The sequence below is a fragment of the Sphingomonas sp. MM-1 genome (assembly GCF_000347675.2).
In the GTDB taxonomy this organism is placed as follows: Bacteria; Pseudomonadota; Alphaproteobacteria; order Sphingomonadales; family Sphingomonadaceae; genus Sphingomonas_E; species Sphingomonas_E fennica.
In genome coordinates this window covers 198,628-212,288 of record NC_020542.1, presented here as the reverse complement: position 1 = coordinate 212,288, position 13,661 = coordinate 198,628, and the positions used below count along the sequence as shown (strand labels likewise).

The 13,661-nt window shown below is 62.5% G+C and carries 18 protein-coding genes; 1 reads left to right on the top strand and 17 read right to left on the bottom strand.

The features are described from left to right. The 9 genes from G432_RS20265 to G432_RS20225 form a co-directional block, all read right to left on the bottom strand. Nucleotides 1-2,409: a VirB4 family type IV secretion/conjugal transfer ATPase gene (locus tag G432_RS20265; RefSeq protein WP_015449340.1), complete on the bottom strand. Its 2,409-nt coding sequence runs from the start codon at nucleotides 2,407-2,409 to the stop codon at nucleotides 1-3. After that, nucleotides 2,402-2,752, bottom strand: a complete 351-nt coding sequence (locus G432_RS20260; protein WP_015449339.1) for a type IV secretion system protein VirB3 — start codon at nucleotides 2,750-2,752, stop codon at nucleotides 2,402-2,404. Before G432_RS20260 ends, G432_RS20265 begins: the two co-directional genes overlap by 8 nt. After that, on the bottom strand, nucleotides 2,749-3,096 hold the full coding sequence (locus G432_RS20255; protein ID WP_015449338.1) for a TrbC/VirB2 family protein: 348 nt from the start codon (nucleotides 3,094-3,096) through the stop codon (nucleotides 2,749-2,751). The genes G432_RS20260 and G432_RS20255 overlap by 4 nt, the downstream gene beginning before the upstream one ends. Next, a complete protein-coding gene (locus G432_RS20250) occupies nucleotides 3,093-3,761 on the bottom strand; it encodes a lytic transglycosylase domain-containing protein (protein ID WP_015449337.1) in 669 nt (222 codons plus the stop codon). Before G432_RS20250 ends, G432_RS20255 begins: the two co-directional genes overlap by 4 nt. Next, on the bottom strand, nucleotides 3,758-4,099 hold the full coding sequence (locus tag G432_RS20245) for a hypothetical protein (RefSeq protein WP_015449336.1): 342 nt from the start codon (nucleotides 4,097-4,099) through the stop codon (nucleotides 3,758-3,760). Before G432_RS20245 ends, G432_RS20250 begins: the two co-directional genes overlap by 4 nt. A gap of 50 nt (nucleotides 4,100-4,149) precedes the next feature. Beyond that, nucleotides 4,150-5,094 carry a phytanoyl-CoA dioxygenase family protein gene (locus tag G432_RS20240; protein ID WP_015449335.1) on the bottom strand — a complete coding sequence of 315 codons (945 nt, stop codon included), beginning with the start codon at nucleotides 5,092-5,094 and terminating at the stop codon, nucleotides 4,150-4,152. A gap of 10 nt (nucleotides 5,095-5,104) precedes the next feature. Beyond that, nucleotides 5,105-5,716, bottom strand: a complete 612-nt coding sequence (locus G432_RS20235) for an acyl-homoserine-lactone synthase (protein ID WP_015449334.1) — start codon at nucleotides 5,714-5,716, stop codon at nucleotides 5,105-5,107. 72 nt (nucleotides 5,717-5,788) lie between these two features. Beyond that, nucleotides 5,789-6,532, bottom strand: coding sequence for a LuxR family transcriptional regulator (locus tag G432_RS20230; RefSeq protein WP_015449333.1), 744 nt, complete (start codon nucleotides 6,530-6,532; stop codon nucleotides 5,789-5,791). A 16-nt stretch (nucleotides 6,533-6,548) separates the two neighbouring features. Further along, nucleotides 6,549-7,310, bottom strand: coding sequence for a helix-turn-helix transcriptional regulator (locus tag G432_RS20225; RefSeq protein ID WP_015449332.1), 762 nt, complete (start codon nucleotides 7,308-7,310; stop codon nucleotides 6,549-6,551). Nucleotides 7,311-7,530: 220 nt separating this feature from the next. Here G432_RS20225 and G432_RS20220 point away from each other — a divergent pair, with 220 nt between their 5' ends. After that, nucleotides 7,531-8,133 carry a hypothetical protein gene (locus G432_RS20220; RefSeq protein WP_015449331.1) on the top strand — a complete coding sequence of 201 codons (603 nt, stop codon included), beginning with the start codon at nucleotides 7,531-7,533 and terminating at the stop codon, nucleotides 8,131-8,133. 219 nt (nucleotides 8,134-8,352) lie between these two features. Here the strand turns inward: G432_RS20220 and G432_RS23465 are convergent, their stop codons facing one another. The 8 genes from G432_RS23465 to G432_RS20195 form a co-directional block, all read right to left on the bottom strand. Beyond that, nucleotides 8,353-8,709 carry a hypothetical protein gene (locus G432_RS23465; protein ID WP_137710509.1) on the bottom strand — a complete coding sequence of 119 codons (357 nt, stop codon included), beginning with the start codon at nucleotides 8,707-8,709 and terminating at the stop codon, nucleotides 8,353-8,355. Between the two features lie 110 nt (nucleotides 8,710-8,819). Then, nucleotides 8,820-8,975, bottom strand: a complete 156-nt coding sequence (locus G432_RS24465; RefSeq protein WP_410483122.1) for a DUF488 family protein, N3 subclade — start codon at nucleotides 8,973-8,975, stop codon at nucleotides 8,820-8,822. Further along, complete coding sequence (locus G432_RS20215; RefSeq protein WP_015449330.1) at nucleotides 8,975-9,304, bottom strand: hypothetical protein; 330 nt, start codon at nucleotides 9,302-9,304, stop codon at nucleotides 8,975-8,977. Before G432_RS20215 ends, G432_RS24465 begins: the two co-directional genes overlap by 1 nt. 78 nt (nucleotides 9,305-9,382) lie before the next feature. Then, the gene (locus G432_RS20210; protein WP_015449329.1) at nucleotides 9,383-9,628 is read right to left on the bottom strand and encodes a hypothetical protein; all 246 of its coding nucleotides are present in this window, start codon (nucleotides 9,626-9,628) and stop codon (nucleotides 9,383-9,385) included. A gap of 34 nt (nucleotides 9,629-9,662) precedes the next feature. Continuing rightward, the gene (gene metB, locus G432_RS20205; protein ID WP_015449328.1) at nucleotides 9,663-10,835 is read right to left on the bottom strand and encodes a cystathionine gamma-synthase; all 1,173 of its coding nucleotides are present in this window, start codon (nucleotides 10,833-10,835) and stop codon (nucleotides 9,663-9,665) included. 191 nt (nucleotides 10,836-11,026) lie between these two features. After that, a complete protein-coding gene (locus G432_RS24300) occupies nucleotides 11,027-11,152 on the bottom strand; it encodes a hypothetical protein (RefSeq protein WP_004212719.1) in 126 nt (41 codons plus the stop codon). A 39-nt stretch (nucleotides 11,153-11,191) separates the two neighbouring features. Then, a complete protein-coding gene (ccoS, locus tag G432_RS20200) occupies nucleotides 11,192-11,401 on the bottom strand; it encodes a cbb3-type cytochrome oxidase assembly protein CcoS (RefSeq protein WP_004212718.1) in 210 nt (69 codons plus the stop codon). Beyond that, nucleotides 11,398-13,659 carry a heavy metal translocating P-type ATPase gene (locus G432_RS20195; RefSeq protein WP_015449327.1) on the bottom strand — a complete coding sequence of 754 codons (2,262 nt, stop codon included), beginning with the start codon at nucleotides 13,657-13,659 and terminating at the stop codon, nucleotides 11,398-11,400. Before G432_RS20195 ends, ccoS begins: the two co-directional genes overlap by 4 nt. Between the last annotated feature and the right edge of the window lie 2 nt (nucleotides 13,660-13,661).

The window sequence follows — 13,661 nt, the reverse complement described above, 5'->3', positions numbered from 1 at the left end:
TCATCCTTTCTTGCTCGATGGAGACCGACGCTGCTGGTGAAAGAGAGGCAGCCAGTTTTCGGGATCGTCGCCGACCTCGGCGCGGATGGCATCGAGCAGCGTGACGGTTTCCGTGGTGCCCGAGAGAACTGCCAGCTCGTCGGAGAGACCGCCAAGATCGAGCTCGACGACGATCGAGTCATGGCCTTGCTTGACCAGGAATCGGCGGGATTCCGGATTCAGATCATGCCGGATGAGCTTGAATTCCGCCTGGGTCAGACCCAGTCCATCGACATAGTCCGTTTCGCGGCCGTAGGGGTTGGGAAGCAGTATCTTGGTCGCAACCTGCTCCATGATGCTGTGCGAAATGTCCGAACGCAGCGCATCCGCAGGGCTTTGCGTGCCGAAGACAAGAAAGGCATTCTGCTTGCGGTAGGTCTTGAGGCCGTCCTGCGCAAAGGCGCGGAACGCATCGTCCCCCAAGGCTTTCCAGAATTCGTCGATGTCGATCACAAGCCGCCGGCCGTCGAGGAGACCGTCGATCCGGTGGAACATGTACATCATGAGCGGCGTGCGAACTTCGGGGTTGTCGAGAAAATCGGTCATGTCGAAACCGACGAACGGCGCCTCCAGCGACAAAGCGTCGATCTCATTGTCGAACACCCAGCCGAGCGAACCGCCCCGCGCCCATTTCTCCAGCCGGGCACCGATGCCTTCCGGGTCGCGCTGACCGAGCAACTGGCGAAGCGCGAGAATGGAGCGGTCCTCGGGCGCGAGGCGTCCGAGCGAGGCCAGCCCCTCGTCGATCATGCGTTCCTGCGTGACCCCGAGCTGATCTCCGACCGGCGTCACCAGCTGGCGGATCAAGCGCCCCAGGAAGACAAGATTGCGCGGACCATAGTCGAGTGCCTGCAGAGGAGCGAAACCCGTAGGCTCCCCATTCTTCAGCGTCAGATAGATCCCGCCCGCAGACCGGACATAAATCTCCGCGCCGCGGTCCTTATCGATGAAGATCTGCTGCGCGCCCGTCTTCTCAAGCTGCGACATCAGAAAATTCTGGACGACGGTCTTGCCCGCGCCGGAAGGACCAATAATCAGTGTGTGGCCCAAGTCGCCGACATGGAAGTTGAAATAATAGGGCGATTGCGCCGCCGTCTTCATCATAGCGATCGCAGGCCCCCAATGGTTCCCCTTGGCCCGGCCTGCGGGATAGGTATGGAACGGCGCCAAGGCAGCAAAATTGCGCGAGGTGATCGCCGCCGGCCGCGCCCGCCAAGCAAAATTTCCGGGCAGCTGCGCCCAGAACGCCGCTTCGAGCGCTGGTCCTTCGCGTGCCGCCACCAGGCCGGCATCGGCCAGTGCAGCGCGCGCGGCCGAGAGATTATCGGCAAGCCGCCTCTGGTTCTCGGCGAATACGGCCAGCGAGAAATGATGCTCACCAAGAACGAAGCGGTTGCTTTGCAAATCGTCGGCGGCATCGGCAAGATCGAGCGCCTGGCTCGCGGCGGCATCCTCGGTTGAGGCCATCTGGTTCTGCCGGCGGCGCAGACGTTCGGCTGCCCGCGCCTTGCCCATGAAGGTGAAGGATTGCGAGACGACGAAAGCGAAATCCTGGCCGAGCAAGGCATTCATCTGACCCGGGCGCGTCAGCGCGGGATACTCTCTGATCCCGAAGATGCCCTGCCAGCGGCTCGCATCATGGGCACGGATCTCGACCGTCTCGCGTCCGAAAATCACGCGCTCGCCATAAAGCGCCGATCCCAGATGACCGCGGACGAGCGGAACCCTGGATCGCGCGCCCATCATCACTTGCTCGAGCACCTCAAGCGGGGCGGAGAAGATCAGGCCATTATGCTCGTAGAGGGCGAGGCGCGTCGGGCTGCAGCGGCGGAGCAGCTTCTCGATGTCGCGCGCCTTCTCCTCGAAGCGCGCCAGTTCGTCGGGATCGACTTCCTGCTCCGCCGCCCTGGCTTTCGAAATCCGCTTGAGAAGCAACCCGGTCCGGTCGGCCGATCCGACGGCCGGACGCATGAGAAGCGTTAGATAATGCTCATTGACGAACATCCGCTTGGCGGTGACGCGCGCACGATATTTGCTGTCGAGCTCGGCGGCGAACCTCGAGCGGAACTCCCCTTCGGGATAGTCCCCTACGGCTGAGCGGACGATGTGGGTCCAGATCGCAAGCCGATCGTCGGCGATGTTGCGCCAGGTGCCGTTGAGCTTCTCGTGCCAATCGTTGAGGTGGATCGGATCAGCCGTCTCGAAAGCCAGGCCTTCGAGGCGGAACATCATCATGAGATCGCCGCTATCGAGCGCAATCACATCGGGCGTCACATGGCGGGCATAGGGAAGATAGCGCCCGGGCTCCGCTTCTCGGGCCAGAACCCGCCAGGGCGTCTTGCGTGGCGGCAGTTGGGCGGCGCTAGCCACGCGCGAAACCCTTCCGCTTCATCCCCGCGACCGGCAGCGGTGAATAGGAACTGCCTCCCCACCAGCCGCGGTTCCGGCAGCGCGCCTTGGTCAAGGTCCACAACCATAACAGGCGAAAGGCATTGGCGTCGTGGCGCACGATGAGGCGCGCGACCGCGAGGCACGCACCGCCGATCGCCACCGCGTAAAGCGGATTGCCGCTGACGATCAGGGTGAGACAGGCAGCAAGCGCGATCGGCAAGGACGCTTCGAGCGGCACGCCCAGCCACATCGTCGGCCGGGTCACCGCAAGGAAGAGCGTTTCCTCGCGCAGCCGTTCGTTCGAGGACGCTGCCTCCTTCACGCGCCACCCGTGATGGTATCGACGATCCACTGCGCGCTGAATACGATGAAAATGCCGACGATGACCGTCACCAAAAGGCCGAGGCTCGCCCGTCCGGTGAAGAACATGAAGCCGACGATGACGACGGCGATCACCGCAATCGTCTTGGCGAAGGTTCCCGTCAGCCAGGTCTTGATGTTCTCCGCCATCGAGGTGATGCCGTCCGCGCCCTGCGCATGGGCGGGATCGCTGAGCAGCAATGAGACAAGCACCGCCAGACCGACGATGCCGGCGATGCCGGCGATGCGCAGCAGAAGACGCGCCCATTGGGGCTGGGAGCCCAGGCGGGCGGTGATCGCTGTCATGGATGCTGTCCTTTCTCAGAAGTTGCCCCGTCCCCGAAGACCATGAGCGAGGCCTGCCGGGCATCGGCGGTGGTGTTCCAGCCGGCCGCCTGCGTCGCCGCGAGCGCGGAGGCTTGCGGATTGGCGATCACCGCATCGGCAAGCTGGACAGGCGCGGTCATCACAGACGCTGGGCGCCTGCCGCGGATCAGGGGGATGATGGTCGACGCGCTGGCATAGACCCGGGCGACATAACCATTGCGAAAGCCGCGCCGCCGATCGCCGGTATTGTAGAGCGAGAGCGCTGTTGCGATCTCATGGTCCGAACTCTGGGCCGAGTGCGCCACCGACTGATAGTTGGTCGTCAACACCCGCGCGGCGGCGGCAAGATTGCGGCACGGCTCGAAGGCATCCTCCACCGACAGACCCAGCCATCCGAGGTTGGCGCTGTTGATCTGCCCCAAGCCCAAATCGATGCTGTAGCCTTGGCGAATGAGGCGACGCGCGGCGGCAATCGCCTGTGCCCTCGTCGCCGGCACCGGCTTGCGCGCACCCGGACTGTTGACCCCGATCGCCAGCGTGTTGAACCGGCTTTCCGTGTGAACGATCGAGATCAGCGTCTCAGGCGCCACGCTTGGCGCGCATGAGCCGGCAAGGGCGAGAAGACTGGCGACGTCGAGGATCATCGAGCGAGATCCTGCAGCCGCTCGATATGGGCCAGCGAGTAGGTTTCGCGGCGTCCATCGCTGAAGGTCATGACAACCCGGCGCCGCATTGCGGAATCGCGATCGTAGACCTTGGTACGAGCAACACCGCCGCCGCTACAGCCGGGAAAAGAGCCGCCGGTGGCCAAGCGCTGCCACAGCTTGGTCATGGGCGCGACGCACTGGGCATATTGCGTCGCGCCACCAGGATTGGAAAGGCACAGGAGAACCTGGCAGCCCAAGTCATTCGCTCGCGCGGGAGTCGGTTGAAGGGCGGTGCCCATGGCGAGCACCGTCAGGCTGAGAGTCACGCGTTGCATCGGGTCATTCCCCCGCGAGAGACACCTCCCGCGTCGGGAATTGGCGTCAGCTATCCGTTGGATTTCACCTCTCTTTTGTTCCGCCCGACCCCAATTTCGGCAATCCCCCCAGCCGGGGGGAGTTGGCCGGTGCGTTGCTGGTCCAGGAATTCGGCCAGCGCACCTTCCTGATCGGGGCGCAGGGCATCGGTGGCAGCCAGATATTCCGGCGGTTCGCCCCGAAGCAGGATGGACGGACACTGACCGTCATAATTGCCGAGATTGGGACGGTGCTGTTGGTAGCCGACAAGCGCGGCAAGCTCTGGATCGAACGCACGGGCCGCATGGGGCGGATAGGTCAGCCATTGATTTTCGTAGGGCTTCAGCCAGCCTAGGCAATAGCTGACAATGATGCCACGCCGGATCGCGCCAGTCATATTGGCGCCGGCACCATGCAGCGTAGAACCGAGGAAGAGGATCGCCGAACCCGGCTCCGCCTCAACCGCCACGGGCTGTGCATCCTGCGTGGAGCCGGCATTATGGCTCCCAGGCCAGATCAATGTGGCGCCGTTTTCAGCTTTGAACGGCGAAATCGGCCACATCACGTTGAGGAGATATTCGATCTCGCCGGTCGGGCCGCGCCACATATCCTGATCCCTGTGAGGAAACTGCGCCGGGGCTCCTGGATGCAGTTCGAGCGCCTGCGTCAGGTTGAGCTGGATGGTATCGCACCAGGGGTCGAGAACCGACCGCACCAAACACATGATCGCGGGATGGCGCACGAGCCGCTCGACAGCAGGTACGCGTTTCAAAAGGCCGCCGAAGCGCTTGGTGCGCGGACCGTAGAAGCCGCCCTGACAAAAGGGTGTGGCGGCAAAACGCGGATCGAGGGCGTGATCGATCTCCACGATCTCTGTCTTGGATGCGATGTCCCGCAACACGCAGAAACCCTGCCGATGCAGATCGTCATCGACCGCAGGTTCGACAGCTGGGCCATAGGAAGAGAGATTTGTCATAGCGCCCTCCTCAAGCAGCCTTGGCAAGATCGGCAAGGCCGACCGGGCGCCAGATGCCGCTGGCCTGCAGCTGCTCGCGCGTGCGGCCATCGATGTCGATCTGCAAGGCGACAAGGCAGCGTCCGCTTGTCGAGCCGGGCAGGCCGAGGGGACGGCATGCCCAGCCAAAGCTCAGGATCTGTTGGAACCAGGGCCACTCAGCGACGCCGGTGTAACTGCCGATATGATTGCCGAGCGCATATTCGACGAGCGCGGACACCAACCGGTTGCGCACCTCCAGTCGCTCTCGTGCGCGCAATCGTCGTGCAAGACAAAAGCGCGTGATCTCGAGGATCGCACCACCCCGGGGAGGCACTTGTTCGCACAGCTCGGGGAAAATGGTGCCGAGAATATGGTCACCGGTCGTGGGAAGCAGCCGCGCCGAGGCAAGATGCTCCCCTTCGGCGTCGGCTATCACGATGTAGACGGCACGGTCCTTGTCGAACTGGTCGATTTCATAACGACCGGCGAGGACCGGCACGTCCCAGCGCAGAAGATCGACGAATACCCGTTTGCGTTCCTCGAACATCGAACGGAACAGGTGGTTCTCCATGGCGCGGGCAGCGCCGGTTACGATATGCATGACAGCCTCCTTTGGTGAGGCGGTCAGTCGATCAGGCCCGCGTCCTTTCGGTTATCCCCTGTCCTGGGGAGATCATCGCCCGAAAACATCTGCGAAGCTGATCTGTCCATCGAACAAGGCGCGGATCGCCAGCAGCGTGCGCTTCGTCACGCCGTAGCGGTCGCGCGCATCCTTGACATGCTGGATCACCGTTTCCTGCCCGATGCCGAGGATCTGGCTGATCTCCCAGTCAGTCTTCCCGCGCGCGACCAGCGCTACACATTCAGCCTGCCGCTCAGTCAGGCTCGGGCCTTCGCATGGAGCTTGGGTTTGCCGGAAAAGCCTGCGCGCAGCTTCGAATGCGAAGCTGCCAATGAGCTGGACGAGCGGGAGCTGTCGTTGATCGAGCACGTCGCCTGACCCCATGGCGAATGAGCAGGACCCATTCACCTCACCAGGAATATGGGCAGGAACCGTGAAACCATCGCCCAGCCCGGCGTCGTGCGCCTCCGCCAGGATTGACCGATCGGCAGCACTAAGCGTGATGAGGGATTGCACCGCCGACCAGGCAAAGCCGATATTAGTGCGATGGCTGGCCCGGTGGATCGGGTCACTGGCATAGAGGCGACGCGCCTGGAAACGCTCCACCCATTCTGGTGGATAATCGACGATATGGACAGCGCTCACCGCTGGCTTGAGGTCGATATGGTGGACCAGGGCAAAGTACCGAAAACCCATTTCACGCGTGATCTCGGCCATCAGGCCGGCGAGTGCTCGACTGTCCTTGATTGTCGCGGCGACCGCGCAGAATTCCTGAACTTGGCCAAGCCCGATCATCACGGCCCGAGCGAGATCAGAGGAGCGCGTCCATGTTGAGATGACCGTCGCGAACCGCGCGCAGCACTAGCTGCGTTCGGCGCCGAACGCCGTAGCGCCGACGCGCGGATTCAACATATTCGTGCACGGTGTCGCGGCTAAGCCCAAGGATCTGGGCAATCTCCCAATCGCTCTTCCCTTGGGCCACGAGCGCGATGCACTCGACCTGGCGCGGACTGAGAGGAACAAACACGAAGGTCCTTATCCCTTCGCCGAGCAGTTCACGCGCACGGTCATAGGCGACCGAACCCAGCAAGCGGGCGGTGAGAATTTCCGCCGCATCCAGCGGTTCATCGCGCGGTCGGGCGACGGTGAAAATCGCCTCAGGCTCACCCGGCGTCCTGATCGGCAAGCTATAGCCCGCTGCCAAGTCATGATCCCTGGCGCGTTTCAGGATGCTCCGCTGGCGCGAAGAAAGCTCAAGCACGTCGCCTACCCGATCCCAGGCGAGCCCCGATGGCGTGCGGGCGCAGGCCGCATGGATGGGGTCCTCCACATAGTGGCGCTCCGCCAGCACCTCTTCGAGCCAAGCCGACGGATAGGTGGTGAGAAACAGGCTCTCCCCGCATCCGCGCCGAAGATCGACATTGTGGAGCAGCGTGAACCAGCGGAAGCCAAGTTCGCGCACGGCCGCATCGATGGTGCCTTGCAGATCGCCGAGGTTTCCAACACGCGCACATTCCTGGGCGAAACGCGTGAGGTCATCCAGGCGGCCGCAGTCTCTTATCCTGTTCGCCATAGGCAGTCGAAGCTCGCCGCTGGGATAACGCCAAGTCCAGCGCTAAGCGGCCAGCGCGGCGAATATCGCGGTGAGTTGAGAACGATTCGCAACAAACTTCGCGGAATGAATCGTCTATGACACTTTGCCTGCTGGTAAAGTGTCATAGACGACAAAGGGAGCTCCACGCGCGGATTTCGGATTCACATTGATCCTTGTATGTGCTTGATTCAGTCGCGTTATGTTTCATCCAACCACGCCTCTTAAGCCTGCCACCAGCTGCGATATCGCAGCTGTGCTCGAGAGATTGGCGCAGGTCTCAAGCCGCCCCCGCTACGCCTTCATGCTGCTCAACCTGATTGCCCAGGTTGCTGGCCCCGACGGGAGCGCCGGTCCGTGGATCAAGCGGGACAACGAGCTTGTTTCGCTGCGCGACTGGCTTTGCGACGCTCTCACGCCAATGGCCCAGCGCAGCACGCGTAACATGGCCTTGGGCGAGCGGGTCCATAGAGACCTTGTCAGAAGCGGCGTGCTTCCGCGCGATGCGCAGGATGCACAGCGGGCGGTCGCTGAGGAAATGCGTTCGCGCATTCGAACTGCGGGCAAAAGCAATCTCAGCCGTGCGGTTTCCGAACTCGTGAATGCGGGACTTCTACGCCGCCACTATCAGGGCTATCGCGTCGACCACCAGAACCGCGGCGGACAACGCCACGCCGTCTACACGTTGATCGGCGATGCTCGGCTTCTTGTGTCGGCGGCCGGTGGGACAAGCAGCACCGTGCAGGGAGAGTTCGTCTTCCCTGCGAAGGTGACTAATGAATTGTTGTCCGCCACCGGCGGCTAGCAGCGCTGGAAGGGACCGTCAGGCGCCGCCACATTCTCTGACTCGCATTGCGACCAAAAGGCCGCGAAGCGCCCGGGGATCACGCCCGGCGGCTTGCGGTAGCGATCACGGCGATTGAAGAGAATCTCGACGAGGATCTGCCTCTCCGCGATCTTGCACGTCTGACCCAAGTCCGACTTCCCATGCGCTATTCGCCTTTCAGGTAATCGCGATGAAAGCTCAGCATCGTTCTCCGGCTTTGGCACGCTGTCCAGCATGACGCCCAAGCGCGGCCGCTTCCTGGCGCAACCAGGCATTGGCAGCCCCTTCGCCATCCGCTCGCACGCGCCGTTGGTACTCGGGACGAAGCCGCTCGCGCTCTTGCGCGATCGAGCAATTGACGCGGTGCGGACTCGCCTTCCGCTTCCGAACGTTGCTGCTTTTGTTGTTGGGTGCGGTCTGCTGCTGGAGCAGATTACCCTGGTGCATGATCATCGCCTGGTTGCCGGCATCGATCAGTCCTTGGGCATGCGCGCCGGACGACAGGCCCAGCGCCGCGCAAGCTATAGTGGTCCATACCGGCCAGCTTCGCCGCATTAAACGTCTCCGTCACGTTACGAGTTGATCCTGCCTGGTTCCTCTGACTGAACAACCGAAACGCGACAGCCGGTCCGCTATATGCGTTCGGCACATGAGATCGTCGCGAGCTAGCCCATGCGAAATCGGTTTCGCCAAGGCGGTTGGCGAAGAGAGCCTGCGGGACTGGGCAGACCCCCTCTCGGCCATAGCCGATCCACGAACACAGGGCAGCCATCGCCTAGTTCGACAGGCGCATAGCTCCGCTTGATATGAATCTTTTTCATCAACCGTCTTTGCGCGGTTTGTGCCCAATCCAGGCTGGAGGATCGCTTGCTGGAAACGATTCGATCGAAGCCTCATCAATCTCATCAATAAACTCCCCGCTTGCGACCAGTAGGCGGACCTGGCGCGTTATCTCCGTTTTGAGACCGGCCAGAATCGAAGCGCTGCGGCTTTCATTCACCGAAGTCACACAACCGCAGAATCGATCAAGCACGACCTCCTCAACAAGCAGATCAAGAGGTCGATCTTCAACGCGCTGCTGCTCGGCGATGTACCGAGCGGCGGCCGCGACCGCCTCGGGATCGATCGGGTCATCATATTCGTGGGTCATCGGCCTACTCCGGGTTCTCCTAAACGATAGCGATGCTGCCGCAGCAATCGGACTGTCGAGGCTTCCCCACCCTTCCCGTCACGCCAGGTTGAAAAGGGTCAGCATCCCACCGATCGCAATGCCGAAGATCATCAGCATGACGCCCGCGATCCGCAAAATATAGGTCAACGGATCGGCATTCTCACTTCCGCCTCGCACACGGTTCGGGGGTGGCTTCGGACGTCCGATTATCCGCCTGAGCGCGGTCTGGCGAAACGCCATGTTGAACCCGAGCAGAGCAAGTAGGAGCCCAAAGGCATCGACAATCCATACATACCCAGGCACGTCCAAATCCTTCAAGTACCGGAATCGTGCCCGCTCATGCTGCGCAAGCCGCCAGTCCTCGTTCGAGGCCGGCGATCAGATCCTCTTCAGCCTCAAGACCGACCGAAAGCCGCAGCAGGCCGTCGCCTATACCCGACCTTGCACGCGCCTCTTCGCCCATATCGGCAGGGGTCATGGTCGCCGGATGTGCAACGAGGCTCTCGATCCCGCCGAACGATTCGGCGACGGTGAAAAAGCCGACGGTCGCCACGAACCGGCGCACCGCGTCCACCCCTCCGGCGAGCTCGAAGCTCAGCATTGCGCCGAAGCCGCGCTGTTGGCGCGAAGCGATCCGATGTCCGCTATGCCCAGGAAGTCCAGGGTAATGCACCTTCGTCACTGCCGAATGCCGCTCCAGATATTGGGCAACGATCATGGCGCTACGCTGTTGCTGGTCCATCCGTGGAAACAGTGTGCGAAGGCCGCGCAGTGTCAGCCAAGCATCGAACGGCGCCCCGGTCAGCCCGACGATGTTCGCCCAATGGCGGAGGTCCTCGACTTGCGCCGGATAGGCCGCAGCGACCGCTCCCCCGATCACATCGGAATGGCCATTGAGAAACTTTGTCGTGGAGTGAACGACATAGTCGGCGCCCAAGGCGATCGGCTGCTGGATGGCCGGCGAGAGAAATGTGTTGTCGACGGCCACCGCGGCACCCGCCGCGCGCGCCATGGTCGCCAGCGCCTCGATGTCGACAACCCGCATCAGGGGATTGCTCGGCGTCTCGACCAGGACCAGCGTCGGCACATCCTCCAGCGCGGCCGCATAAGCTTTCTCGTCGCCCTGGTCGACGAACCGGACAACACAATGGCCGCGGTTCGAGCGCGCCTTCAGCAAGCGCATCGTGCCGCCATAGCAATCATGGGGCGCGAGTATGAGATCGCCGGGGCCCATCCGTCCGACCAGAAGGTCGAGAGCCGCCATACCACTCGACGTCATGATCGCCCCGGCACCGCCCTCCAGCTTCGCGAGCGCCTCCGCAAGGAGATCGCGGGTCGGATTTCCGGAACGGCCATAATCATAGGGACGCGGTTGAGCATAGCCGGCAAATTCATAAGTGCTCGAAAGATAAAGCGGCGGGGCAACCGCCCCATAGGCAGGGTCGCTGGCAACGCCGTGCGCTGCGGCTATCGTTTGTGGCCGGGGCGGAGGATTCCTGGGTTCAGTCATTGACGAAACATCCCTTGGTAACTTCGCTCACGGGCACCCAACGGATGGTTACGTCGCCGGGCCGCCGCTCCCGGGCAAGACGCCCGAGCTTCTCCACCGGCATTTCCCCGAATTATCCCCGTGCCGACATTCTCGATCACCTGCGGTTGAGCCGCTTGCCGTGCTATCCCTCCGTCAGACCGATGCCAGCCTCACAGGAGGTTTCGGGCAACAGCGGCAAGACTGAGTGCAAGCGCGACAAGGCTGGGAATGATGACCGCCGCCCCGCAGATGAAGGCAAGGACGCCCACCCAATTCCAACTCGGTGCCTGCATCATCACTTCGTCCTTTGCCCAATGGTGTCCACACCACCATCCTTATCGCAAACGATTTGCCTCGCCCTCGGTTTCGGGTCGCCAATCATCAGGTTCGACAAGAGGCTGGTCTGACTTGGCGTCGGTCACGACTCGCTCGGCCGCTCCATCCAGATCATCATACTGCCCGGTGCGCATCGACCAAAGAAAGGCGCCCAGCCCAGCAAGGCCCATCAGCAGCGCGACTGGCACCAGCCACAGGATCCCGCTCATCGGGTAGCGGCCAGGGGAACGAGGGTCGGTGCCGGCGCCCGCCTGCTAAGCCGTGATCCGCGTGCTGCGGGAATTCGCAGAGAGTTCGCAACGACCGAAATCGACGAAAGCGACATGGCGACGGCAGCAAGCAGTGGGGTGACATAGCCCGCCATGGCCACAGGAATCACCAAAAGGTTATAACCGACGGAAAGCGCCAGGTTCTGGCGGACACGTTGCCGGGCCGCGCGCGCGATCTGCACAGCGCGCGGAACCGCATCGAGATCCTGGCCGAGATAAACAATATCCGCGGCCGCCCGACCGATGTCGGCGGCATTGGAAGGAGCCATCGAAACGTGCGCCGCCGCCAGTGCCGGTCCATCGTTCAGCCCATCACCCACCATCAAGGTCAGGCGCTGACTGTCCGCCAGCGCCTGAAGCCGCTCCACCTTATGCTGCGGCAGCAATCCGGCACGCCAGTGGGCGATACCGATCGCGTTCGCGAACCCCGACACAGAAGCAATGTGATCGCCCGAAAGCAGTTCGATAGGCAGCCCAAGCGCGTCAAGCTTGGCCACCGCTTCCCGCGCACTCGTCTTTTCAACGTCCAAGAAGGCAAAATGGCCGGCAAGCTCACCATCGACCGAGAACACGGTCTGGAAACCGCCACTCTCGCCCGTGCCTGGATTCAAAGCCCAATCGGCACGCCCCAGGCGAAACAGATGGCCGTTCCGCTGGCCCTCCAAACCCCGGCCCGGCAGCTCGGAAAAACTGTCCAGATCGAGGCCGGACAAGGCGCCGCCGTTGGCGGCAATCGCGCGTGCGACGGGATGGTTGGAACGCGACGCCAGCGCCATCACGATTGCGCGATAGGGTTCATCGATGGCGATCTTGCTCACTCGCAAATCGCCATGAGTGAGCGTGCCGGTCTTGTCAAAAATCACGGTATCGACCTGTGCAAGCCGCTCGAGCGCGCTTCCATCCTTGAGCGCGATGCCGTGCTCGAACAAGCGCTTCGCCGCGGCGACCTGAACCATGGGTATGGCGAGACCAAGCGCGCAGGGACAGGTCACAATGAGCACCGAAATGGCAATGGTCAGCGCCCGATGCCAATCGCCTGTGTCAAGGAACCACCCGGCAAACACGGCCAAGGCCAGCGAATGGATGATCGGCGAGTAATAGGCCGCAACACGGTCGGCGAGACGGCGATAGCGTGCTCTGCCCTGCTCGGCCGCTTCCATCATTCGCACCATTTCGGATAGAAAGGACTGCGCGTGACTGTTGGTCACACGCACCTTGAGCGAACCATTGAGATTCAGCATGCCCGAAACGAGCGTGCTTCCCGGTCGTACCGGCACCGGCATCGCCTCGCCCGTGACCGCGGCAGTGTCGAGATCGCCCTCGCCCGCAAGGACAAGACCATCCAGCGGAACACGCTCGCCTGGCGCGACGAGGATGACATCACCCACCGAGACATCCTCGAGCGGTCTAAAAGCGCGCGATCCATCCGTGCCGATTACATTCGCGCCCGCAGGCGTCATTCGCGTCAGCCCGAGCACGGCCGAACGGGCCTTGTCGCGCATGGCATGGTCGAGCGTTCGTCCGACAAGCAGGAAAAAGATCAGCGTCACGACCGCGTCGAAATAGGCATGGCGTCCGAAATGCAGCGTGTCGTAGATGCTGAGACCCAGTGTCAGGACGATGCCGATCGAGATGGGCACATCCATATTGGTGCGTCCCGCGCGCAATGCCGACCATGCCGACAAGAAGAAGATGCGCCCCGAAAAGAATACCGCGGGAAGCGCGAGCAGCGCCGAGATGAGATGGAACAGCTGCCGCGTAGCGGGGTCGGCGCCTGACCAGACCGACACCGAAAGCAGCATGATGTTCATCGCCGCGAAGCCGGCGACCGCTGTCGCGACGATCAGCCGGCGCTTTTCGGGATCGGCGCGTTCGTCCGGTTGGCTGAGAAGATTTGCCTCGAAGCCCGCCTCGTTCAGCGTTGCCAGCAAAGGCGGTGCACTCGCGGTTTGCGCTTGCCGCCATGTGACGGTCACACGCCGCGTCGATAGATTGACCCGAGCCGCTACGACGCCCTCGAGGTTACCAAGGATGCGCTCGATCTTCGCCATGCATCCGCCGCAATGCGCGGTCGGGACCGACAGTTGCGTCCTCATCGTTCCGTCATCCAGCGATTGGCTGGCCAAGATGAGTTCATCGACCGATTGCCCGGTCAATGATGTCGGCGCCTGGACGGCAGGCATGGCATGGCTGGCCATGT

What these genes read in the sequence shown, in the direction of transcription:
- G432_RS20255 (WP_015449338.1), bottom strand. Translation starts at nt 3,096, where the DNA reads ATGACAGCGATCACCGCCCGCCTGGGCTCCCAGCCCCAATGGGCGCGT.
- G432_RS20250 (WP_015449337.1), bottom strand. Translation starts at nt 3,761, where the DNA reads ATGATCCTCGACGTCGCCAGTCTTCTCGCCCTTGCCGGCTCATGCGCG.
- G432_RS20245 (WP_015449336.1), bottom strand. Translation starts at nt 4,099, where the DNA reads ATGCAACGCGTGACTCTCAGCCTGACGGTGCTCGCCATGGGCACCGCC.
- G432_RS20240 (WP_015449335.1), bottom strand. Translation starts at nt 5,094, where the DNA reads ATGACAAATCTCTCTTCCTATGGCCCAGCTGTCGAACCTGCGGTCGAT.
- G432_RS20235 (WP_015449334.1), bottom strand. Translation starts at nt 5,716, where the DNA reads ATGCATATCGTAACCGGCGCTGCCCGCGCCATGGAGAACCACCTGTTC.
- G432_RS20230 (WP_015449333.1), bottom strand. Translation starts at nt 6,532, where the DNA reads ATGATCGGGCTTGGCCAAGTTCAGGAATTCTGCGCGGTCGCCGCGACA.
- G432_RS20225 (WP_015449332.1), bottom strand. Translation starts at nt 7,310, where the DNA reads ATGGCGAACAGGATAAGAGACTGCGGCCGCCTGGATGACCTCACGCGT.
- G432_RS20220 (WP_015449331.1), top strand. Translation starts at nt 7,531, where the DNA reads ATGTTTCATCCAACCACGCCTCTTAAGCCTGCCACCAGCTGCGATATC.
- G432_RS23465 (WP_137710509.1), bottom strand. Translation starts at nt 8,709, where the DNA reads ATGCGGCGAAGCTGGCCGGTATGGACCACTATAGCTTGCGCGGCGCTG.
- G432_RS24465 (WP_410483122.1), bottom strand. Translation starts at nt 8,975, where the DNA reads ATGAAAAAGATTCATATCAAGCGGAGCTATGCGCCTGTCGAACTAGGC.
- G432_RS20215 (WP_015449330.1), bottom strand. Translation starts at nt 9,304, where the DNA reads ATGACCCACGAATATGATGACCCGATCGATCCCGAGGCGGTCGCGGCC.
- metB (WP_015449328.1), bottom strand. Translation starts at nt 10,835, where the DNA reads ATGACTGAACCCAGGAATCCTCCGCCCCGGCCACAAACGATAGCCGCA.
- G432_RS24300 (WP_004212719.1), bottom strand. Translation starts at nt 11,152, where the DNA reads ATGATGCAGGCACCGAGTTGGAATTGGGTGGGCGTCCTTGCCTTCATC.
- ccoS (WP_004212718.1), bottom strand. Translation starts at nt 11,401, where the DNA reads ATGAGCGGGATCCTGTGGCTGGTGCCAGTCGCGCTGCTGATGGGCCTT.
- G432_RS20195 (WP_015449327.1), bottom strand. Translation starts at nt 13,659, where the DNA reads ATGGCCAGCCATGCCATGCCTGCCGTCCAGGCGCCGACATCATTGACC.